The 21,238-nt window shown below is 73.0% G+C and carries 21 protein-coding genes; 9 read left to right on the top strand and 12 right to left on the bottom strand.

Features of this window, described 5'->3' with window-relative positions:
- Positions 1-91: 91 nt before the first annotated feature.
- A complete protein-coding gene (locus ACYP53_RS16755) occupies positions 92-997 on the bottom strand; it encodes a TIGR01777 family oxidoreductase (protein ID WP_189915213.1) in 906 nt (301 codons plus the stop codon).
- A gap of 64 nt (positions 998-1,061) precedes the next feature.
- On the opposite strand from ACYP53_RS16755, the gene ACYP53_RS16760 reads away from it, so the two are divergent.
- The gene (locus ACYP53_RS16760; RefSeq protein ID WP_189915211.1) at positions 1,062-1,559 is read left to right on the top strand and encodes a GNAT family N-acetyltransferase; all 498 of its coding nucleotides are present in this window, start codon (positions 1,062-1,064) and stop codon (positions 1,557-1,559) included.
- A 132-nt stretch (positions 1,560-1,691) separates the two neighbouring features.
- A complete protein-coding gene (locus tag ACYP53_RS16765) occupies positions 1,692-2,810 on the top strand; it encodes a DUF2510 domain-containing protein (RefSeq protein WP_189915209.1) in 1,119 nt (372 codons plus the stop codon).
- A gap of 64 nt (positions 2,811-2,874) precedes the next feature.
- On the opposite strand, the gene ACYP53_RS16770 is transcribed toward ACYP53_RS16765, so the two are convergent.
- The 7 genes from ACYP53_RS16770 to cobU all read right to left on the bottom strand — a co-directional run bounded on the left by ACYP53_RS16770 (position 2,875) and on the right by cobU (position 11,575).
- Entirely contained in the window at positions 2,875-3,390 is a 516-nt protein-coding gene (locus ACYP53_RS16770) for a DUF4240 domain-containing protein (RefSeq protein ID WP_189915440.1), read from the bottom strand.
- 138 nt (positions 3,391-3,528) lie between these two features.
- On the bottom strand, positions 3,529-5,274 hold the full coding sequence (sucB, locus tag ACYP53_RS16775) for a 2-oxoglutarate dehydrogenase, E2 component, dihydrolipoamide succinyltransferase (RefSeq protein WP_459647855.1): 1,746 nt from the start codon (positions 5,272-5,274) through the stop codon (positions 3,529-3,531).
- A gap of 79 nt (positions 5,275-5,353) precedes the next feature.
- Complete coding sequence (gene lpdA / locus ACYP53_RS16780) at positions 5,354-6,742, bottom strand: dihydrolipoyl dehydrogenase (RefSeq protein ID WP_189915205.1); 1,389 nt, start codon at positions 6,740-6,742, stop codon at positions 5,354-5,356.
- A gap of 462 nt (positions 6,743-7,204) precedes the next feature.
- Entirely contained in the window at positions 7,205-8,707 is a 1,503-nt protein-coding gene (locus ACYP53_RS16785; protein ID WP_459647856.1) for a leucyl aminopeptidase, read from the bottom strand.
- A gap of 259 nt (positions 8,708-8,966) precedes the next feature.
- A complete protein-coding gene (locus ACYP53_RS16790; protein ID WP_459647857.1) occupies positions 8,967-9,758 on the bottom strand; it encodes an adenosylcobinamide-GDP ribazoletransferase in 792 nt (263 codons plus the stop codon).
- Positions 9,759-9,837: 79 nt separating this feature from the next.
- Complete coding sequence (locus ACYP53_RS16795; protein WP_459647858.1) at positions 9,838-10,962, bottom strand: nicotinate-nucleotide--dimethylbenzimidazole phosphoribosyltransferase; 1,125 nt, start codon at positions 10,960-10,962, stop codon at positions 9,838-9,840.
- Positions 10,963-10,990: 28 nt separating this feature from the next.
- On the bottom strand, positions 10,991-11,575 hold the full coding sequence (cobU, locus tag ACYP53_RS16800; RefSeq protein WP_189915197.1) for a bifunctional adenosylcobinamide kinase/adenosylcobinamide-phosphate guanylyltransferase: 585 nt from the start codon (positions 11,573-11,575) through the stop codon (positions 10,991-10,993).
- Between the two features lie 111 nt (positions 11,576-11,686).
- Here cobU and ACYP53_RS16805 point away from each other — a divergent pair, with 111 nt between their 5' ends.
- Positions 11,687-11,887: a hypothetical protein gene (locus tag ACYP53_RS16805; protein WP_189915195.1), complete on the top strand. Its 201-nt coding sequence runs from the start codon at positions 11,687-11,689 to the stop codon at positions 11,885-11,887.
- Between the two features lie 40 nt (positions 11,888-11,927).
- Here the strand turns inward: ACYP53_RS16805 and ACYP53_RS16810 are convergent, their stop codons facing one another.
- Together ACYP53_RS16810 and ACYP53_RS16815 are read right to left on the bottom strand one after the other, a co-directional pair.
- Complete coding sequence (locus ACYP53_RS16810) at positions 11,928-12,668, bottom strand: methyltransferase domain-containing protein (RefSeq protein WP_459647993.1); 741 nt, start codon at positions 12,666-12,668, stop codon at positions 11,928-11,930.
- Between the two features lie 158 nt (positions 12,669-12,826).
- Positions 12,827-13,426, bottom strand: coding sequence for a DUF3043 domain-containing protein (locus tag ACYP53_RS16815; RefSeq protein WP_229928482.1), 600 nt, complete (start codon positions 13,424-13,426; stop codon positions 12,827-12,829).
- A 301-nt stretch (positions 13,427-13,727) separates the two neighbouring features.
- Here ACYP53_RS16815 and ACYP53_RS16820 point away from each other — a divergent pair, with 301 nt between their 5' ends.
- Both ACYP53_RS16820 and pspAA read left to right on the top strand, forming a co-directional pair.
- A complete protein-coding gene (locus ACYP53_RS16820) occupies positions 13,728-14,531 on the top strand; it encodes a PspA/IM30 family protein (RefSeq protein ID WP_189915193.1) in 804 nt (267 codons plus the stop codon).
- Positions 14,532-14,568: 37 nt separating this feature from the next.
- Complete coding sequence (gene pspAA, locus ACYP53_RS16825) at positions 14,569-14,862, top strand: PspA-associated protein PspAA (RefSeq protein ID WP_189915192.1); 294 nt, start codon at positions 14,569-14,571, stop codon at positions 14,860-14,862.
- Between the two features lie 156 nt (positions 14,863-15,018).
- On the opposite strand, the gene nadA is transcribed toward pspAA, so the two are convergent.
- Positions 15,019-16,203: a quinolinate synthase NadA gene (gene nadA, locus ACYP53_RS16830; protein ID WP_459647859.1), complete on the bottom strand. Its 1,185-nt coding sequence runs from the start codon at positions 16,201-16,203 to the stop codon at positions 15,019-15,021.
- Between the two features lie 466 nt (positions 16,204-16,669).
- Between nadA and ACYP53_RS16835 the strand changes: the two genes are divergently transcribed.
- Together ACYP53_RS16835 and ACYP53_RS16840 are read left to right on the top strand one after the other, a co-directional pair.
- The gene (locus ACYP53_RS16835) at positions 16,670-17,134 is read left to right on the top strand and encodes an Lrp/AsnC family transcriptional regulator (RefSeq protein ID WP_049651848.1); all 465 of its coding nucleotides are present in this window, start codon (positions 16,670-16,672) and stop codon (positions 17,132-17,134) included.
- 194 nt (positions 17,135-17,328) lie between these two features.
- Entirely contained in the window at positions 17,329-18,696 is a 1,368-nt protein-coding gene (locus ACYP53_RS16840; protein WP_229928481.1) for a pyridoxal phosphate-dependent decarboxylase family protein, read from the top strand.
- A gap of 97 nt (positions 18,697-18,793) precedes the next feature.
- Here ACYP53_RS16840 and ACYP53_RS16845 read toward each other — a convergent pair whose 3' ends face one another.
- Positions 18,794-19,654 carry a GNAT family N-acetyltransferase gene (locus tag ACYP53_RS16845; protein WP_189915190.1) on the bottom strand — a complete coding sequence of 287 codons (861 nt, stop codon included), beginning with the start codon at positions 19,652-19,654 and terminating at the stop codon, positions 18,794-18,796.
- A 243-nt stretch (positions 19,655-19,897) separates the two neighbouring features.
- Between ACYP53_RS16845 and erpA the strand changes: the two genes are divergently transcribed.
- Together erpA and ACYP53_RS16855 are read left to right on the top strand one after the other, a co-directional pair.
- Positions 19,898-20,251 (top strand): iron-sulfur cluster insertion protein ErpA, encoded by a 354-nt coding sequence (erpA, locus tag ACYP53_RS16850; protein WP_189915188.1) that lies wholly within the window; start codon positions 19,898-19,900, stop codon positions 20,249-20,251.
- A gap of 74 nt (positions 20,252-20,325) precedes the next feature.
- A complete protein-coding gene (locus ACYP53_RS16855) occupies positions 20,326-21,222 on the top strand; it encodes an IS982 family transposase (RefSeq protein WP_459647860.1) in 897 nt (298 codons plus the stop codon).
- The last annotated feature ends 16 nt before the right edge of the window (positions 21,223-21,238 follow it).

A 21,238-nucleotide genomic window follows, 5' to 3' on the forward strand; every position in this document is an offset into this window, starting at 1 on the left:
CCGTCCCACGGCACCGCGAGCACTGCCGCGAGCGCCGCCGCCTCACAGCACCGCGAGCACCGCCGAGAGCGACGCCGAGAGCGACGCCGCCTCACAGCGCCGCGAGCACCGCCGAGTACACGTCCGGGTGGGTGAAGCGGAAGCCCGCGTCCGACAACCGCCGGGGCACCACCCGGTGGCTGCCGACCACCTCGACCGCCAGCTCGCCCAGCACCACCTTCAGCACCGCCTCCGGCACCGGGAACAGCGTCGGCCGCCGCAGCGCCCGGCCGAGCGCGGTGGTCAGCTCGGCGTTGGTCGCCGGGCGCGGCGACGTCAGGTTGAAGGCGCCGGAGAGGTCGTCGTGGTCGAGCAGGAAGCGCAGCGCGGCCACCTGGTCGTGCAGCGAGATGAAGCTCCAGTACTGCCGCCCGCTGCCGAGCCGGCCGCCCAGGCCGAGCCGGAACAGCGGGAACAGCCGCCCGCCGGCCCCGCCGGCCGAGGAGAGCACCATCCCGGTGCGGGGGTGGACGACCCGGATCCCGGCCCGTTCGGCGGGCCGGGCGGCGGCCTCCCACTCCACGCAGACCTCGGCCAGGAAGTCGTCGCCGGCGGGGGAGTCCTCGTCGATCACCCGGTCGCCGGTCTGGCCGTACCAGCCGACCGCGGAGGCGCTCACCAGGACCTGCGGCGGCTCCTTCAGCTCGGCCAGCGCGACGGCCAGCGTCTCGGTGCCCAGGACCCGGCTCTCCCGGATCTCCCGCTTGTAGGCGTCCGTCCAGCGGTGGTCGCCGACCCCGGCGCCGGCCAGGTGCACCACCGCCTGGACCCCGGCCAGCCCGTCCCGGTCGATCTCGCCGAGCAGCGGGTTCCAGCCGATGGCCGTGGAGCCGTCCGGCTGCGGGCCCGTCCTGGACCGGTGCCGGACCAACCGGACCACCTCATGCTCGTCCGCCAGCAGGGAGCGGACGAGCGCCGAACCGATCAAACCCGTGGAACCCGTGACTGCGATGCGCATGGGTCCATCCTCGCAGTCCACACACGTCTGTCACGTGCTCATCCGTCTCACTAGCATGGCGCGCATGCCCGCTGACGATCTGATCATCCGTCCGGCGCGGGCCGAGGACGACCGCGAGCTCGCCGTCCTCAACCGCGCCAGCTGGTCCACCCTGTCCGACGTCTCGCCGCGGCCGCCCGCCGAGGACGGGGTCTTCGACGAGCGCCACGCCCCCGAGCAGTTCCTGCTGGCCGTCCTGGACGGCCGGATCGTCGGCTACGTCCGCCAGATCCCGCCCACCCCGCTGGCCTGCAACCGGCACGTCCGTCAGATCCAGGGCCTGGCCGTCGACGGCACCGTCCGCGGCCGGGGGATCGGCCGGCGCCTGGTCGAGGCGGCCTGCGCGGCGGCCCGCGCCGGGGGCGCCCGGAGGATGACCCTGCGGGTGCTCGGCTGGAACGCCCCGGCCCGCCGCCTCTACGAGAGCTGCGGCTTCGTCGTCGAGGGCACGCTGGCCGAGGAGTTCCTGATCGACGGCCGCTACGCGGACGACGTCCTGATGGCCCGCCGACTGGTCGACTGAGGCCGGTTCCCCGACCCTCCGCCGGGCCCCCGGACGGTGTGCGGAAGCGGCGCGGGAGCGGTGCGGAGGCGGTGCAGAGTCGTGACACACCCGCCCTGTCTGGACCGCCGCCGCGCCGGGTACGGTACGGCCGTGAGCAACTCGACGCCTCCCGGGTGGTACCCGGTCCCGGGTGCGGACGGCACCCCCGGTCACGAGCGCTGGTGGGACGGCAACGCCTGGACCAGCGAGGTCCGACCGCTCCAGGGCGGCGTCGCGGGCGGGCTCCCCGACGCCCCGACGCAGACGTGGCAGTCCTCCGAGCAGAAGCCCGGCTACGGGTACCCGGGCGGCGCCCAGCCCCCGGCCTACGGCTACCCGGGCCAGGACGGCGCCCAGCCCCCTCAGGCCCAGGCCCCGGCGTACGGCTACCCCGGCCAGGAGGGCTACCCCGGCCAGGCCGGGTACCCGGGCCAGGCCGGCTACCCGGCGGGCCAGGGCGCCGGCTACGGCTACCCGGGGCCGGGCTACCCGCCACCGGCCCCCGCCAAGAACAACACCGGTGTGATCATCGGAATCTCGGTCGCCCTGCTCACCGTGGGCGGGATCATCGCCGGCATCATGCTCACCGGCGGCGGTGACCCGAAGGCGGACCCGACCCCGAACCCCACGGTCACCGTCACCCGCGGCGACGGCCCCTCCCCGAGCCCCAGCCCGACCCCGACCCGGCCCACCACCAGCCCCACGGTGCCGGCGCCCAAGCCCGCCCCGGTCCTCAAGACCACCGTCCCCGACCCGCAGCACGCGATCACCGTCCCGGTCTTCGAGGGCTGGGACGCGGCGACGGACGGCGCGCACTCGACGGTCTTCCTCGGCAGCGGCCGCTACACCTGCGCGGACGGCAACTCCTGCATCCGCGGCCAGTTCTCGGTCGAGAAGGACACCGTCCAGGGCACCACCCCCAAGGCGGCCGCCGACACCACCATGGCCACCTACGCCGGGCAGATCTTCACCGGGATCACCTCGCACACCGACTCCGGCTCCGGCTACGTCAGCGTCGCCGGCGTGCTCGGCTACGCCACGCGCTGGCACGTCCGCACCTCGGACGGCACCCAGGGCTACGTGGTGCTGGCCGCCGTCCCGGCCAAGGGCGGCGGCTACGTGGTCTTCGAGGGCGGCGTGGACGACGACCCGTCCGCGCCCGACGTCTCGGTGCTGGACCAGATCCTCAAGGGCGTCAAGCAGGACAGCTCCTCCGGCAGCTCCGCCTGAGGCCGGCCGCCCGGAAGCCCACGACGGGCGACCGGGCGGCAGGGGGCGGGGCAGAGCGGCGGCCTCAGTCCCCGTACCGCTCCCACAGCTTGGGGAAGCGCTTCGCCATGACGTCCGGGTCGTCGAAGTCCAGCGCCGCCCCGGACGGCCGTCCGGCCTGTCGGCCGCCCACCTCGGGCAGCGGCAGCCCGGTCAGCTGCTCGTACGCCTCGTCGGCGGCGTAGCCGAGGTCCTCGGCCTCGCCGTCCTCCTCCTCGTCGAACTCGGGCAGCAGGTCCGCCAGGTCGTCCGGCTCGGTCAGCCCGCCCTCGAAGACCTCCCGGCCCTGGCCGATCAGCCAGCAGCGGAAGTAGTCGAAGGTGTCCTCGGAGGCGCCGTCCAGCAGCAGGTAGGCGGCGCCCCACAGGTCGTAGCGGTAGGCGCGGCCGAACCGGGCCTCGAAGAGCCGGGCGAAGTCGATCACGTCGTCCGGGGTCAGTTGGACGAGCCGCTCCACCAGCCGGTCGGCCTGCTCGTCGGGATCGCCGTCGGCGGCCTCCCGGGTGTCGTCGATGATCTGCCAGAAGTCGGTCTCGTCCATCACCGCTCAAGCATCCCCGTTCGGCCGCGTCCGCGCATGCCACGACCCGGCGTGGCCCGGAGCCCGTGTTCGGCCGGGAACGGCGGAACCCCGCGCCGTCCGGGGACGACGCGGGGTTCCGGCGGGACCGTGGAGGGGTCAGAGGCCGAGCTCGACCTCGAACTCGCCGGCCTCCAGGATCTCCTTGACCGCGACCAGGTAGCGGGCGGCGTCGGCGCCGTCCACCAGGCGGTGGTCGTAGGAGAGCGACAGGTAGGTCATGTCACGGATGCCGATGGCGGTGCCGCCGTCGGCCTCGATGACCACCGGGCGCTTGACGGTGGCGCCGATGCCCAGGATCGCGGCCTGGTTCGGCGGCACGATCACGGTGTCGAACAGCGCACCGCGCGAGCCGGTGTTGCTGATGGTGAAGGTCGCGCCGGACAGCTCGTCCGGGGTGATCTTGCTGTCGCGGACCTTGCCGGCCAGCTCCGCGGTCTTCTTCGAGATGCCGGCGATGTTGAGGTCGCCCGCACCCTTGATGACCGGGGTCATCAGACCCTTCTCGGAGTCCACCGCGATACCGATGTTCTCGGTGTCGAAGTAGGTGATGGTGCCCTCGGCGTCGTTGATCCGGGCGTTGACGACCGCGTGGGCCTTCAGCGCCTGGGCGGCGGCCTTGACGAAGAACGGCATCGGGGACAGCTTCACGCCCTCGCGGGCGAGGAAGGAGTCCTTGGCCCTGCCGCGCAGCGACATGATCTTGGTGACGTCCACCTCGACCACGCTGGTCAGCTGGGCCTGCTCGTGCAGGGCCTTCATCATGTTGTCGCCGATGACCTTGCGCATGCGGGTCATCTTGACCGTCTGGCCGCGCAGGGCGGACGGCGCGGCGGCGGCCTTCGGCGCGGCGGCCGGGGCGGCAGCGGCGACCGGGGCCGGAGCGGCCTTGGCGGCCTCCGCGGCGGCGATGACGTCCTGCTTGCGGATGCGACCGCCGACGCCGGTACCGGCGACGGAGGACAGCGCGACACCGTGCTCGGCGGCGAGCTTGCGCACCAGCGGGGTGACGTAGGCGTCACCGCTGTCGGCGGCCGGAGCAGCCGGAGCAGCCGGGGCAACGGGAGCCGGAGCGGCGACCGGAGCCGGGGCGGCCACGGGGGCCGGGGCAGCGGCAACCGGAGCCGGAGCCGGAGCCGGAGCGGCCACGGGGGCCGGGGCGGCGACCGGAGCCGGGGCAGCGGCAGCCGGAGCGGCGGCGACCGCACCCGCGGCACCGATCAGCGCGAGCTGGGCGCCGACCTCGGCGGTCTCGTCCTCGCCGACCAGGATCTTCACCAGGGTGCCGGCGACCGGCGACGGGATCTCGGTGTCGACCTTGTCGGTGGAGACCTCGAGCAGCGGCTCGTCGATCTCGACCGTCTCACCCTCGGCCTTCAGCCAGCGGGTGACGGTGCCCTCGGTGACGGACTCGCCCAGGGCGGGCAGCAGCACCGGGGTGGCGTCGCCGGCCGGAGCGGCCGGAGCGGCCGGAGCGGCCGGAGCGGCGGCGGGGGCCTCGGCAACCGGGGCCGGAGCGGCGACCGGAGCCGGAGCGGCGACCGGAGCCGGGGCGGCGGCGGGCGCGGCCTCGGCGACGGGGGCCGGGGCGGCGGCCGGGGCACCGGTGCCGTCGTCGATGATCGCCAGCTCGGCGCCGACCTCGACGGTCTCGTCCTCGCCGACCTTGATCGAGGAGAGGATGCCGGAAGCCGGGGCCGGGATCTCGGTGTCGACCTTGTCGGTCGACACCTCGAGCAGCGGCTCGTCGACCTCGACACGCTCACCCTCGGCCTTCAGCCAACGGGTGACGGTGCCCTCGGAAACGCTCTCGCCCAGCGCGGGCAGTGTTACTGAGACCGCCATGGTTTCAGCGACTCCTATCAAGTCTTGCGTACGGAGTACTTGCGTACGGGAAGTACCGGAAAAGGGGGGTGGGGCGCGATCAGTCGTGCGCGTGCAGCGGCTTGCCGGCCAGCGCCAGGTGCGCCTCGCCCAGAGCCTCGGACTGGGTCGGGTGCGCGTGGATGAGCTGCGCGACCTCGGCCGGCAGGGCCTCCCAGTTGTAGATCAGCTGGGCTTCGCCGACCTGCTCGCCCATGCGGGCGCCGACCATGTGGACACCGACCACGGCGCCGTCCTTGACCTGGACGAGCTTGATCTCGCCGGCGGTCTTCAGGATCTTGCTCTTGCCGTTGCCGGCCAGGTTGTACTTGAGGGTGACGACCTTGTCCTTGCCGTACAGCTCGACGGCCTTGGCCTCGGAGATGCCGACGGAGGCGACCTCGGGGTTGGAGTACGTCACGCGCGGGACGCCGTCGTAGTCGATCGGCACCGGCTTGAGGCCGGCCAGGCGCTCGGCGACCAGGATGCCCTCGGCGAAGCCGACGTGGGCCAGCTGCAGGGTCGGGGCGAGGTCGCCGACGGCGGAGATGGTGGGCACGTTGGTGCGCATGTACTCGTCGACCAGGACGTAGCCGCGGTCCATCGCGACGCCGTTCTCCTCGTAGCCGAGGCCGGCCGAGACCGGGCCGCGGCCGATGGCGACGAGCAGCAGGTCGGCGTCGATCTGCTTGCCGTTCTCGGTGGAGACGCGGACACCGGTCTCGGTGTACTCGACGCCCGAGAAGCGGGCCTTCAGCTCGAACTTGATGCCGCGCTTGCGGAACGCGCGCTCCAGCAGCTTGGAGGAGTTCTCGTCCTCCAGCGGGACGAGGTGCGGCAGCGCCTCGACGATGGTGACCTCGACGCCGAAGGACTTCCAGACCGAGGCGAACTCGACGCCGATGACGCCGCCACCGAGGATGACGACCGACTTCGGGATGCGGTCGAGCTTGAGGGCGTGGTCCGAGGAGATCACGCGGTTGCCGTCGATCTCCAGGCCCGGGATCGAGCGCGGCACGGAACCGGTGGCCAGGACGATGTGGCGGCCTTCGATGCGCTGGCCGTTGACATCCACCGAGGTCTGCGAGGAGAGCTTGCCCTCGCCCTGGACGAAGGTGACCTTGCGGGACGCCACCAGGCCCTGCAGACCCTTGTACAGGCCGGCGATGACGTCGTCCTTGTACTTGTGGACGCCGTTGATGTCGATGCCCTGGAAGGTGGCCAGCACGCCGAACTCGGCGGCCTCCTTCGTCTCGTCCGCGATCTCGGCGGCGTGCAGCAGCGCCTTGGTCGGGATGCAGCCGCGGTGCAGGCAGGTGCCGCCCAGCTCCCCCTTCTCGACCAGGGCGACGCTCAGGCCCAGCTGAGCGGCGCGGAGCGCCGCGGCGTAACCGCCGCTTCCGCCTCCGAGAATGACTACGTCGAAAACGGTGCTGGCGTCGTTCGCCACGTCACGTCCTCCATGCAATGGGGTGGGTCGCCGGGCCGGTACGGTCCGGTGGGTCGGAAGCCTTTGTGGGGCGCCCAGTCGTGCCGGAAATACATCTTCGCACTTGTTCGCGGTGGCTGATGTCCGGGGCCACCCCAGGGGTGTCCCACGGAGTGGTCACGGGGGCGGGAATGGCCTCCACGGATGGGCATCATCGCAGCTCAGAGCGGTATTGACAGCCGCCGGACGGGCGTCTTCCGCGCTGGCCGCCGCCACCTCTTCCGCACTGTGGAACAAAGTTTCGCCCGCAGCGAACAGGGGTGCGCCGCGCCACCACGCCCTACTCGCAGGTAACCCGGCCGAACGCCGACGGGGCCAGGACCGAACGCCCGCCGGGCCGGGCGCGAACGCCGGCCGGGCCGGGCCGGAACGCCGACGGGGCCCGGCGCAAGCGCGCCGGGCCCCGTCGCAGCGGGTGGCTGATCAGGCCTTGCCGTTCGCCGTCCGCTCGGCGAAGCGGACCAGGGTGCGCACCGCGCTCGCGGTGCCGCCCTTCGGGGTGTAGCCGTACGGGGCGCCCTCGTGGAACGCCGGACCGGCGATGTCCAGGTGCGCCCAGTCGATGCCCTCGGCCACGAACTCCTTCAGGAACAGACCGGCCACCAGGCCGCCGCCCATCCGCTCGCCCATGTTGGCCAGATCGGCGATGGTCGACTCGGTCATGCCCTTGCGCAGGTCGGCGGGCAGCGGCATCGGCCAGGACTGCTCGCCCACCTCGCCCGCGAGGGCGTGCAGGTCGTCGCGGAGCTCGTCGCTGTTGGACATCACGCCGAAGGTGCGGTTGCCCAGGGCCAGCACCATGGCGCCGGTCAGGGTGGCCACGTCGACGATGACGTCGGGGTTCTCCTCGCCGGCCCGCACGATGGCGTCGGCCAGCACCAGGCGGCCCTCGGCGTCGGTGTTCAGGACCTCGACGGTCTTGCCGCCGTACATCCGCAGCACGTCGCCCGGGCGGGTGGCGGAGCCGGACGGCATGTTCTCGGCCAGCGCCAGCCAGGCGGTCACGTTGACGGCCAGGCCCAGCCGCTTGGCGGCCACCACGGCGGCGAACACGGCGGCGGCGCCGGCCATGTCGCACTTCATGGTCTCGTTGTGGCCGGCCGGCTTCAGCGAGATGCCGCCCGAGTCGTAGGTGATGCCCTTGCCGACGAACGCCAGGGTGGCCTTGGCCTTCGGGTGGGTGTAGGCCACCTTCACCAGGCGGGGCGGGTTGGTCGAGCCGACGCCGACGCCCATCAGGCCGCCGAAGCCGCCCTTGGTCAGCGCCTTCTCGTCCAGCACCTCGACCTTGAGGCCGTGCTCCTTGCCGGCCGCCTGGGCGATCGCGGCGAAGCTCTTCGGGTTCAGGTCGTTCGGCGCGGTGTTCACCAGGTCGCGGGCGCGGTTCATCTCCTCGCCGAGCGCGGCGGCGCGCTCCACGGCGGCCTTGGCGTCCTTGCTGCCCTTGCGGGCGGCCAGCAGGACCAGCTCGCCGACCGGCTCCTTGCCGTTGCCGTTGCCCTTGTACGTGCCGAAGGCGTACGAGCCGAGCAGGCCGCCCAGGGCGACCGCCTCGATCTCCGCGGCGGACTCGGCGGGCAGGGCCAGCGCGACCTTCTTGGCGCCGGCCAGGGTACGGGCGGCGACACCGGCGGCGCGGCGCAGCGACTCCAGCTCGTGGCCCTCCTCGCCGGCCTCGCCGAGGCCGACCGCGAGCACGAGCGCGGCCTTCAGGCCGGCGGGGGAGTGGACCTTCACGGCCTCGCCCTCGGCGCCGGTCGCGCCCAGGGTGCTGAGGACCTCGGCCAGCTTGCCCTCGAACGCCTCGTTGACGGCCTCGGAGCCGGAGGTCAGCACGATGCCCTTCGGGCCCTTGGCGACACCGACCACCAGGGCGTCCGCGCGCAGCGAGGCGGCGGAGGAGGTGCTCACAGACAATGCAGTCACGTAATGCGTCCTGTTCTTTCGCGGTCCACGGCCGGAGGCGGCGAGGCTGCCGCACCGGCGCGCAGCCCGCCGTCGCAGGCCGTCCGTCGGCGGGGCTCCGGGTCCGGGGCCCCTGGTGTGCGCGTCCGCGGGAGGCGGCCGTGCACACCAGAGGCCCCGGCTCCACGGAGCTCGCCGGGCGGGCAGGACCTGCCACGGTGCAGGGCTGCGGTGCTCCACGCATGGTAGTCCGCATGCTGGGATCACGCGCCGCCCGGTGTCAGCCGAGCAACGCCAGGGCGAACAGCGTGCCCGTCGCGGCGGTCTCCGCCATCGCCCCGAGCACGTCCCCGGTGATCCCGCCGAACCGCCGCACGCACCGTCCCAGCAGCAGTCGGGCGCAGCCCAGGCCGAGCGCAAGGGCCAGCGGGAGGCGGAGAACTGACCATCCGTCGAGCAGTCCGGCCGCGGCCAGGGCGAGCACGGTGCCGGCCGTCGCGGCGACCGCCCCGGCGGGCGTCACCGTGCTCGCCACCATCGCGCCCAGCCCGCCCGGCCGGGCGGGCGGAACCGACCGCAGACAGCCCCAGGCGAGCGCGCACCGGGCGGCCGCCGCGGCGGCGGCCACCGCGAGCGCGCCGCGCAGCGGCGAGTGTCCGAACTGTCCGGCCAGCGCGGCGACCTGGGCCAGCAGCACCAGGACCAGGGTCAGCACGCCGAACGGGCCGATGTCCGACTGCTTCATGACGCGCAGCGCGTCCTCGGCCGGCTTGCCGCTGCCCAGCCCGTCCGCGACGTCCGCCAGGCCGTCCAGGTGGAGCCCCCGGGTCAGACCGGCGAGCACCCCCACCGCGGTCACCGCCCCGAGCGGACCGCCGGCCCGCCAGGCGACCAGCGCCCCGGCCCCGGCCGCCACCGCCCCGAGGACCAGCCCCACCACCGGAGCCGTCACCATCGCCCGCGCGCCCGCCGCCCGGTCCCACCGCTCCACCCGCACCCGCAGCACGGACAGCGTCCCGAACCCGAACCGCAGCCCGTCCGCCCAGGTGGCCCGACCGCCGGGGTCCGTCATGAGCGCACTCCTCTCAACAGCGAGAACGCCCCTTCGCAGGGGCGTTCTCCGACCGGCGTCCGGGGGCGGGGGCGGTTCGCTACAGCTTCCGCAGCAGGTCCGCCGCCGACGGCAGCTTCGGCGGCTCCGCGGGCTGCTTCGCCGCCGCCGGGACGAACGGCCTCGGCGCCTCGTCCGCGAGCGCGTCCCCCGCCGCCTGCAGCAGCGGCAGCGCCAGCAGCGCGCCGACGCCCTCGCCCATGGTGATCCCCTGGTCCTGCAGCGGCGTCAGGGTCAGCCGGTCGTACGCCTTCGCCTGGGCGGGCTCGCCGCTGGACTGCCCGGCCCGCCACCACTCCGGCGCCCGGAAGGCGATCCGCTGCGCGACCAGCGCGCAGGCCGCCGAGACCACGCCGTCCAGGACCACCGGCAGCCGTCGGACGGCCGCCTGCAGCAGGAAGCCGGTGATCGCCGCGAAGTCGGCCCCGCCGGTGGTGCCGAGCAGCGCCAGCTGGTCGCCGAGCACCGGCCGGGCCCGCCGCAGCGAGTCCCGGATGGTGGCGCACTTGACCATCCACACCCGGTCGTCGATCCCGGAGCCGCGTCCGGTGACCGCGGCCGCGTCCGTCCCGCACAGCGCGCCGACCAGGACGCCGGCCACGGTGGTGGCGCCCACGCCGAGGTCGCCGAGCAGCACCAGGTCGGTGCCGGCGTCGGCCTCCTCGTCGGCGACGGCCATGCCGGCCCGGAAGGCCCGGACGGTCTCCTCCGCGGTGAGCGCGTCCTCGACGTCGATCCGGCCGGAGCCGCGCCGGATCCGGTGGGCGACCACCTCGTCCGGGAAGTCGGCGGGATCGGCGTCCACCGCGACGTCGACCACCCGCACCTCGGCGCCGTAGCGCGCGGCCAGCCTGGCCACCGGCGCGGTGCCGTCCAGGACGTCCCGCACCCGGGCCGCGGTGCCGCCGCCGGCGGGCATCCGGGACACCCCGAGCGCGGCCACGCCGTGGTCGGCGGCGAACAGCAGCACCTTGGGCGCGGAGACCGGCAGCACCGGGGAGCGCCCCTGTACGGAGGCGAGCCAGCTGCCCAGCTCCTCCAGCTTGCCGAGCCCGCCGCGCGGGCGGTCGGCCGCCTGCCAGCGCTCGTCGGCGGCCCGCCGGGCGCTCTCGTCGGGGCGCTCGACGAGCGAGGAGAACGTATCGAGATCCACGGTCGTGTCCATCGGTCGGAAGGCTACACGCCGAAGGTGTTCAGCCCGCGGCTGGCTTGACGTCCGGCTTGACGGTCAGCACCTGCCCGGCCACGACCAGCAGGACCCGCTCGGAGGCGTCCGCCACGGCCATGTTGAGCCGGCCCAGGGTGTCGCGGAACCGGCGGCCGGCGGCGGTGGCCGGGACGACACCCATGCCGACCTCGTTGCTCACCGCGACGACGGTGCGCCCGGTGGCCGCCCAGGCCGTCGCCAGCGCCTCGCAGCGCCGCTGCACCGCGGCCTCGGCCCGGTCCGCCCAGGCCTCGTCGTCCCAGGCCCCGCACTCGTCCATCACGGACGTCAGCCAGAGCGCCAGGCAGTCGATCAGGACCGGCGCCGGGTCGGCGGTGTCGGCCAGCACGGCCTCCAGGTCGCAGGTCTCGGCGGTGCGCCAGCTCGCCGGCCGGCGCTCCCGGTGCAGGGAGACCCGCTGGGCCCACTCGGCGTCGCCGTCCCGGGTGCCGCCGGTGGCCACGTACAGGACGTCCGGCCGGTCGGCGAGCAGCTGCTCGGCGCGGGTGGACTTGCCGGACCGGGCGCCGCCGAGCAGCAGCGTGCGGGGGAGCGGGGGGAGGGTCGCCATGCCGCCCATCCTGCCGGACGGGGCGTCCGGACGAGGCATACGGAAGATCGGGCCGGGCAGGCTAAGGTGCGCAGCAACTACAGGCAGCGTCGTCGGTGGGAGGAGCCGGGCATGGCGTGGACGTGGCGGTACGAGAAGGCGGACGGCAGCGCGGCGACGACCGACGCCGGCCAGGAGGAGTTCGCCGGTCAGGGCGACGCCGAGACCTGGATCGGGGAGACCTGGAAGCAGCTCGCGGAGGACGGCGTCGACACCGCGGTGCTCCTGGAGGACGACCGGGTGATCTACGCGATGAGCCTGCACGAGGGGTAGGCCCCTCGGCGGGCCCGCACGGTGAGCGGGCCCGGCGGGTCTACTTCGACCCGATCACGTGCAGCAGCGCGGCGACCTGCCGGTACGGGTCGGTGCGGCCGGCCCGGTCCTCGGCTTCGAGGAGCTGGGCCAGCTGCCGCCCGTCCACCGGCGGGGCCGCGTCGTCGGGGGCGTTGTCGGTGAAGACCCGCACGCCGTACCAGTGCCGGATCGGCACCGACACCTCGGAGAGGGTGACGGAGAGGTCGGCGAGCCGGTCGGCCCGGGCGGCCAGTCCGAGCCGGTTGTAGTACCGGTCGCTCTCGAAGGCGTGCAGGGCGGCCCGCCAGTCCCCGGCGGCGGCGGGCCGCAGGGCGAGGGCGTCGCGGTTGCGGACCAGCAGCGAGAGCAGCCCGCCGGGCGCCAGCAGCCGGGCCAGCGAGGCGATCATCGGGTCCGGGTCGGGCAGGTACATCAGGACGCCGTGGCAGAGCACCACGTCGAAGCTGCGCGGGCCGAACCAGCGCCCGCACTGGTGGCCGTCGCCGCTGAGCAGCTGCAGCCGGCCGCGGACCTCCTCGGGTTCCTCGGCGAGCGCCCCCTGGGCGACGCCGAGCGCGACCGGGTCCGAGTCGATCCCGGTGACGTAGTGACCGGCCCGGGCCAGCCGCAGCGCCTGGGTGCCCTGGCCGCAGCCGATGTCGAGCACCCGCTGCCCGGCGCGGCCGGCCAGCTGTTCGGCGAGCTGGCGGGAGACGAGTTCCTGGCGGACGAAGTTGCGCAGTCCGCCGAGCCGGTCCAGCCAGGCGGCGGTGCCGCCGGCGAAGGATCCGCTGCGCGAGGGCAGCCGTCGCTCCTGGGCCAGCCGGTCGTGGCCGCCGTGGCCCTGCCCCGGCAGCGCGTACAGGCCGGGCCCCTCCCAGGAGGGCGGGGCCCAGCCGGAGTCGACCGGTTCGGCGGTCAGGGCTTCTCCCCGCGCCGCACCTGCGGCTTGGGCAGGCGCAGGCGGCGCATCTGCAGGGTGCGCATGATCCCGTAGGCGACCGCGCCGCGGGTGTTCTCGTTCGGGAAGCGCTCGGCGAGCTGCTTGCGCAGGCCCAGGCCGAGGCGGACGAAGTCCAGGATCACGAAGACGAAGAACAGCAGGAACAGCAGCGTGGAGAGCACCTGCAGCTGGGTCACCTTGATGATGCTGAGCACCAGGATGACGACGGCGGCGGGGAGGAAGAACTCGGCGAGCGACCAGCGGGCGTCCACGTAGTCGCGGGCGAACTTGCGCACCGGGCCCTTGTCACGGGCCGGGAGGTGGCGCTGGTCGCCGTTCATCAGCGCTTGGCGCTGCTTCTCGCGCTCGCTCCGCATCTGCTCGCGCGCCTGGCGGGTGGCCTCCTTGCGGTCCTTGGGCACCGTCACCCGGGCGCGTCGGTTGGCCGCGGCCTCGTTGCGCTTGGGGGTGGGGCGGCCCTTCTTGGCCTCGGGGTGGCGGGCCTGGGTCGTCTCGTCCTGCTTCTCCAGCACGGTGGCGGAGGCGGCGGCATCATCTGAACGGCGTCGGAACACACCACCAGCGTACGGGGTGCGGAGCCGCTTCCACGGGTGCCCTCGGAACCGAACGCATATCGATACCGGCAGGCAGCCGCCGGAACCGGGTTTCCCGGGGGCTTCCCGTAGGGGATCAGTCGGATGGACGATGGGGGGGATGAGGGGCGGATCCACCCGGGGGATGAGGAAACGCCACTGGTCGCTGTAGCAGTCTTGTTGCAGGCAGGTGCACTGCGGCGATGGGCTCGCTGCACATACACTCGTCGTGTCTGGTAACGAGATAGAGACCGCAGGCCGGAGAAGGGGGCACCCGAGGCCCATGAGCGACGGAATCATGAAGCGTATGGGGCTGATCTTCCGCTCCAAGGCGAACAAGGCCTTGGATCGGGCGGAGGATCCGCGTGAGACGCTCGACTATTCGTACCAGAAGCAGCTGGAACTGCTGCAGAAGGTACGGCGCGGTGTCGCGGACGTCGCGACCTCGCGCAAGCGTCTCGAACTCCAGCTGACCCAGCTCCAGCAGCAGTCGGCCAAGTACGAGGACCAGGGCCGCAAGGCGCTGTCCCTCGGCCGCGAGGACCTCGCGCGCGAGGCGCTGACCCGCAAGGCCAACATGCAGTCCCAGATCACCGATCTGGAGACCCAGTACCAGCAGCTGCAGGCCGAGGAGGAGAAGCTCACCCTCGCCTCCCAGCGGCTGCAGGCCAAGGTGGACGCCTTCCGCACCAAGAAGGAGACCATCAAGGCGACGTACACCGCCGCGCAGGCGCAGACCCGCATCGCCGAGTCCTTCTCGGGCATCTCCGAGGAGATGGGCGACGTCGGCCTGGCGATCCAGCGTGCCGAGGACAAGACCGCCCAGATGCAGGCCCGGGCTGGTGCCATCGACGAGCTGCTCGCTTCCGGTGCGCTCGACGACGCCAGCGGTCTCGGCCGCAAGGACGACATCGAGGCCGAGCTGGAGCGCGTCGCCGGTGGTTCCGACGTCGAGCTGGAGCTGGCCCGGATGAAGGCCGAGCTGTCCGGCGGTCCCGCCTCGGGCCCGGCCGCGATCGAGCAGGGCCGGCCGGAGGCCCAGCCGCAGCAGCAGCAGGACACCCCGCGCATCAACTACAACAAGTGATCTGAGCTCCACCCCACGAACCAGGGAGACGCACGGCATGATCATGAGGGTCATGGGTGAGGGGCAGTTCGAGGTGGGCGAGGACCACCTGAACCTGCTCAACGAGCTCGACTCCGAGCTCGTCACCGCAGTGGAGTCCGGGGACGACGAACTCTTCCGTCGGGCCTACGGCAAGCTGCTGGACGCGGTGAAGCAGTTCGGCACCCCGGTGCCGCTGGATTCGCTGGAGCCGTCCGAGCTGATCCTGCCGAGCGCCGACGCGACGATCGACGAGGTCCGCGAGCTGCTGATGGCCGACGGCGAGGGCGTGATCCCGGGCTTCCCCGAGTAACGCTGCGACTGCTGCCAGACGAAAGGGCGGGCCCCCTCCACCAGGAGGGGGCCCGCCCTTCGGCTGTTACTCGCCCGCTCGCCCGTGACACGGCTCGGGGCGGGGGCTCGCCCGCTCGCCCGTGACACGGCTCGGGGCGGGCCGCGTCCAGCCCGGCTACGGCAGGGCCAGCATCCGGTCCAGGGCGGCCTTGGCGTGCTTCTCGGTCTCCGGGTCGACGGTGATCACGTTCGGCACCCGGCCCTCGACCAGCGACTCCAGCGCCCAGACCAGGTGCGGCAGGTCGATCCGGTTCATGGTCGAGCAGAAGCAGACCGCGCGGTCGAGGAAGACGATCTCCTTGTCCGGGTGCGCCTTGGCCAGCCGGCGGACGAGGTTCAGCTCGGTGCCGATGGCCCACTTGGAGCCGGGCTCGGCGGCGTCCAGCGCCTTGATGATGTACTCGGTCGAGCCCACCATGTCGGCGGCCGCGACGACCTCGTGCTTGCACTCGGGGTGCACCAGGACGTTCACGCCGGGGATCCGGGCGCGGACGTCGTTCACCGAGTCCAGGCTGAACCGGCCGTGCACCGAGCAGTGGCCGCGCCAGAGGATCATCTTGGCGTCCCGCAGCTGCTCGGCGGTCAGGCCGCCGTTCGGCTTGTGCGGGTTGTAGACGACGCAGTCGTCCAGCGAGAAGCCCATGTCGCGCACCGCGGTGTTGCGGCCGAGGTGCTGGTCGGGCAGGAAGAGCACCTTCTCGCCCTGCTCGAACGCCCACTCCAGGGCGCGCTTCGCGTTGGAGGAGGTGCAGATGGTGCCGCCGTGCCGGCCGGTGAAGGCCTTGATGTCGGCGGAGGAGTTCATGTACGAGACCGGGACGGTCACGTCGGCTATGCCGGCGTCGGCCAGCGCGTCCCAGCACTCGGCGACCTGCTCGGCGGTGGCCATGTCGGCCATCGAGCAGCCGGCCGCGAGGTCCGGCAGGATGACCTGCTGGGCCGCGGTGGTGAGGATGTCCGCGGACTCGGCCATGAAGTGCACACCGCAGAAGACGATGTACTCGGCCTCGGGACGGGCCGCCGCGTCGCGGGCGAGCTTGAAGGAGTCGCCGGTGACGTCGGCGAACTCGATCACCTCGTCGCGCTGGTAGTGGTGGCCGAGGATGAAGACGCGGTCGCCCAGCGCGGCCTTGGCCGCCCGGGCGCGCTCCACGAGGTTCGGGTCGGAGGCCGGCGGGAGGTCACCGGGGCACTCGACGCCGCGCTCGCTGTTCGGGTCGGCCTCACGGCCGAGCAGCAGCAGAGCGAGCGGCGTCGGAGTGGGGTCGACGCCGTAGGTCTCGGTGATGGTGGTGGTCACGGGCGGGTGCCCTTCTGTGCGGCCGATCAAGCGGTGAAGCCTTTTCGTCTATCTGACGCTATCTATGATAACCGGTTCGCGTCAGAGTGACGATGGCCATTCTGTCGATGTGACGAGAACCGCTCGCCGGATCGGCCCTATCGGAGCCGGTTGACCGATTTGGGTGGGTCCGGGCGTGTCCGAATCGATATTTCGAAGGCCCCGGCCGCCCGTCGCCCCCACCTTTCCGCCGGCAGGGCGCTCGGAGGGCCGCGTCCGGGGCGGGACCGTCCTCCGGGTGCGCCGTGGCGCGCCCCGGCCGGCGGTTTGCCCGCCGACCGACACCGGCCCGTCATCCTTCGGCGGTGAACTCGTTCGGGTCATCCGCCAGAATGGTTGGCGAACCGTTTCGGCAATGGCGACGGCAACGGCAGCAGCCTCCGCGACGCCCCGCCGACCCCCGCACGACCCGTGGAGCCCCGCACCGATGACCAGCAGCCGAGCACACGAGGTGGTCGGGGCCGACCTGGACGAGACCGACCGGCTCCTGCTCGCCCGGCTCGGCAGCGACGGCCGCGCCTCGTACGCCGAGATCGGCCTGCAGGTGAACCTCTCCGCCACCGCCGTGCGCCGCCGGATCGACCGGCTGCGGGCGCGCGGCGTGGTGCGGGGCTTCACCGTGGTGCTCGACCCGTCCGTCCTCGGCTGGCAGACCGAGGCCTTCGTCGAGGTCTACTGCCGCGAGCGCACCGCCCCCGAGGAGATCCTGGCCAGCCTGCGGCAGTTCCCGGAGGTCGTCGCCGCCTGGACGGTCACCGGCGACCCGGACGCCCTGGTCCACCTGCGGGCCGCCGACATGCGCCATCTGGAGGCCGTCATCGAGCGGATCCGGCGCGAGCCCGGCGTCCAGCGCAGCCGCTCCTCGGTGGTCCTCTCCCAGCTCATCGGCTGACCCCGGCGGGGTACGCAGGAATCCTGCGCGGACCGGCCCGAAGACGCCCGAAACCTGCCTGACCAGCCGCGTTCCGACGCGCGGCGAAGCACTCCGGCTGCCTACGCTGATCACGTCCGGTCGTCGCGGTGAAGTCCCCCGCCGGCCGGGCCGGATCCTGACCCCCGACACCCCACAGCCGAGAGGGACCCGCCGTGTCCGCAGCCCCCGACCGCATGCACCGGCCCGACAACGAACTGGTCGACCTGGTTTTCGACTACATGCGGGAGCGGCTGCAGTACGACCCCGTCCCGCTCGACCACCCCGGTGACGGCGAGCACCTGCGCGCCCAGCTGTCCGGCCTGCTGAACCAGGACGGCAACAACCCGGCCGACGTGCTCAAGCTCTACGACCACGAGCTGTCCCGCGCGGTCATCTCCGCCGACAGCCCGCGCTACCTGTCCTTCATCCCGTGCGCCCCGACCAAGGCCGCGCTGCTGTTCGACATGGTGGTCTCCTGCGCCTCCCTGCAGGGCATCTCCTGGCTGGAGGCGGCCGGCGCGATCGCCGCCGAGAACCAGGTGCTGCGCCTGATCGCCGACCGCGCGGGCATGCCCGAGACGGCCGGCGGCACCTTCGTCTCCGGCGGCTCGGCGGGCAACCTCTCCGCCCTCGTGGTCGCCCGCGACACCGCCCGCCGCCGCCTGGGCGTCGGCCCGGAGGCGCGGCTGCGGATAGCCGTCGCCGACCAGGTGCACTCCTCGGTGAAGAACACCTTCAACATCATCGGCGTCGAGGCCTTCAAGGTCCCGACCGTGAACCGGCGATTCACCGGTGAGGCGCTGCGCGCCGCGCTGGCGGCCGACCCGAACCCCGAGACGGTGATCGCGGTCGTCGGCACCGGCGGTACCACCAACGAGGGCATCGTCGACGACCTCGCCGGCCTGGCCGAGGTCGCCCGCGAGCGCGACCTGTGGTTCCACGTGGACGGCGCCTACGGCGGCGCGGGCCTGTTCGCCCCCTCGGTGCGCGAGCGCTACAACGGCATCGAGCACGCCGACTCCTTCGTGGTCGACCCGCACAAGTGGCTGTTCGCCCCCTTCGACTGCGCCGCGCTGATCTACCGCAACCCGCAGCTCGCCCGCGCCGTGCACACCCAGGACGCGTCCTACCTGGACGTCCTGCACACCGAGGGCGACGAGTGGAACCCCACCGACTACGCCTACCACCTGACCCGGCGCGCCCGCGGCCTGCCGCTCTGGTTCTCGCTCGCCGTGCACGGCGTCCAGGCCTACACCGACGCCATCGAGGCCGGCCTCACGCTCGCCCGGGAGACCGCGCAGCTGATCCGTGAGACCGACCACCTGGAGCTGCTGTTCGACCCGCAGCTCTCGGCCGTCTGCTTCAAGCGCACGGGCTGGACCAACGAGGACTACTACCGCTGGTCGCAGCAGCTGCTCGCGGACCAGATCGGCTTCGTCACCCCCACCGGCTGGGACGGCGAGACGGTCGCCCGCTTCGCCTTCCTGCACCCGGGCACCACCATGGAGATGGTCAAGGAGATCCTGGACACCATGGTCTGACCGGGGCCCGAGGCTCCCGCGCACGGCCCCGCCGGCTCCTGAGGTTCCGAGGAGCGGGCGGGGCCGTGCCCGTTCCCGCCCGCGCTCCCTCCCGCCGCTACAGGAACGCCCCGCTCGGCAGGTACGGCGCCGGCGGCCGCATCCCGCGCACCCCGACGAAGCCGCCGGCCCGCGGCGTCAGCCCGACCTCCAGCCCGACGTCCAGCGCCCACTCCTGCTCCGCGGTCAGGAACTCCACCTGGGCCTCGACCCCGTCCGGCACCCGGGCCAGCGCCTCGCGCAGCAGCCGGGCGGCGATCCGCTTGCTGGTGGCCGCCAGCAGCCGCACCCCGCCGCCGTCCCGGTAGCAGTAGCCGCTGCCGGCCAGCGCGTCGGCGATCAGCAGCTCCTCGAAGTGGCCCAGCATCAGCTCGTGGTCGGGCCCGTGCGCGGACCCGCGCAGCCGCCGGTCCACCGAGTCCAGCAGGTGCAGGTGGGTGGCGTTGCCGCGGTGCACCGGGATGTCCCCGGGGTCGATCAGCCCGGCCCGGTCCACCCGCCCGGTCAGCCGCATCGCCGGGTGCAGGGTGAACCCGGCCATCCGGTAGCGCCGTGCCGCCGCGGGGGAGTCCGAGGCGCAGACCATCCCGCGCAGGCAGCCCTTCGCGTGCGCCGCCGCCCGTTCCATCAGCAGCCGTCCGACGCCCTTGCCCTGCGCGGACGGCCGGACCGCGAACAGGGACGGCGACCACAGGCCCTCCCGCCGCATCGACAGCACCACCCCGACCGGCTCCCCGTCGATCGAGGCCAGCCAGCAGCCGCCGGGATCGGTGCGCGCCAGGTGCCGGGTGCGGGCCAGCCGCAACGGCGTCGGCTGGGGCGCCGGCCCGGCCCCGGCGGGGTCGGCGAACGCGGCGGCGGACAGTTCGTGGACGGTCTCCGCGTCCGCGGCGGTGTCCCTGACCGGGCGAAGGATCATGCGGACCATCCTGGCCTCGGGCGGGCCGCCGCGGGGCCGGTTCGGCCGGATCCGGGGCTCGGGCGGTGACCGGTCCGCCAGGGTTGTGCGAGCATGGGGAACGTAGGGAACACGGGTGGCACACCCGGCCCACGGACAATCAGCCGAACAGGCCGAAGAAATCCATCGCCGCCCGGAAATGAAACCGGACGGCCGTTGGTTGGCACTGGCGGTAGACCGTCGTCAAAGACCGGGAGAAAGCAGATGACCGTCCAGGACGAGACCACCGTCGAGAGTGGCATCCTCCTCACCGATGCCGCCGCGGCCAAGGTCAAGGCCCTGCTGGAGCAGGAAGGCCGCGAGGACCTCGCGCTGCGCGTCGCCGTCCAGCCCGGCGGCTGCTCCGGCCTGCGTTACCAGCTGTTCTTCGACGAGCGCTCGCTCGACGGCGACGTGCTCAAGGACTTCGACGGTGTGAAGGTCGTCACCGACCGGATGAGCGCCCCGTACCTGGGCGGCGCCACCGTCGACTTCGTCGACACCATCGAGAAGCAGGGCTTCACGATCGACAACCCGAACGCCACCGGCTCCTGCGCCTGCGGCGACTCGTTCAGCTAGACGAGTAGTTCCGAAGTCGGCTGGATTTGCCGGATCTGCTCCGGACATGCAGGGAGGGTGTCCAGCATCGGGTTGTGACGACCGAAGAGCTGGACACCCTCCTGACGGCACTCTACGTGCAGATCGATGATCACCTGCCCCGAACACGGTGGTTGGGCCGCCCGCCGCGGCTGACGGACTCCGAGCTGGTCTGCCTGGCCGTGGCCCAGGTCCTGCTCGGCTTCCACTCCGAGGCCCGCTGGATCCGCTTCGCCCACGCTCACCTGCGCGACATGTTCCCGGGCCTGCCCCAACGCCCGGCCTACAACAAGCGTCTGAGGGCCGCCCGGCCACTGCTCCAGCAGGCCATCCGCGACCTGGCGAAGGCGACCGACCTGTGGGCCGACCCGGTCTGGATCACGGACTCGACGCCGGTCGAGTGCGGCCGTTCCCGCGACACCGTCCGCCGCTCGGAACTCGCGGGCTGGGCCGGCTACGGCTACAGCCGCTCCCACTCGCGCTGGTTCTGGGGCCTGAAGCTGCACCTGGTCTGCACCCCGGTCGGGCTGCCCGTCACCTGGGCCCTGGCCAGTCCCAGGGTCGACGAGCGCGAGGTCCTGGCCGCGCTCGTCGAGACCGAACCCCATCTCGCACGCGAGCGGCCCGGCCTGCTGATCCTCGCCGACAAGGGCTACGTCTCCGCCGAACTCGACCGCTGTCTCGACCAGTACGGCATCGGGCTGCTGCGGCCCTCCTACCGCAACCGGGCCCCACGCCCGGGTGAGGGCCTGCTGAAGTCCGTCCGCCAGCTGATCGAGTCCGTCAACGACACCCTCAAGGGCCAGCTCGGCCTCGAACAGCACGGCGGCCGCACCATCGAAGGCGTCGGCACACGAGTCGGCCAGCGGCTGCTGGCGCTGACCTGCGCGATCTGGCACAACCGCACCACCGGCCGACCCGTCACCCGCTCACTGATCGCCTACGACCACTGACCGACTTCGGAACTAC

The organism is Kitasatospora sp. Ki12 (assembly GCF_054601375.1).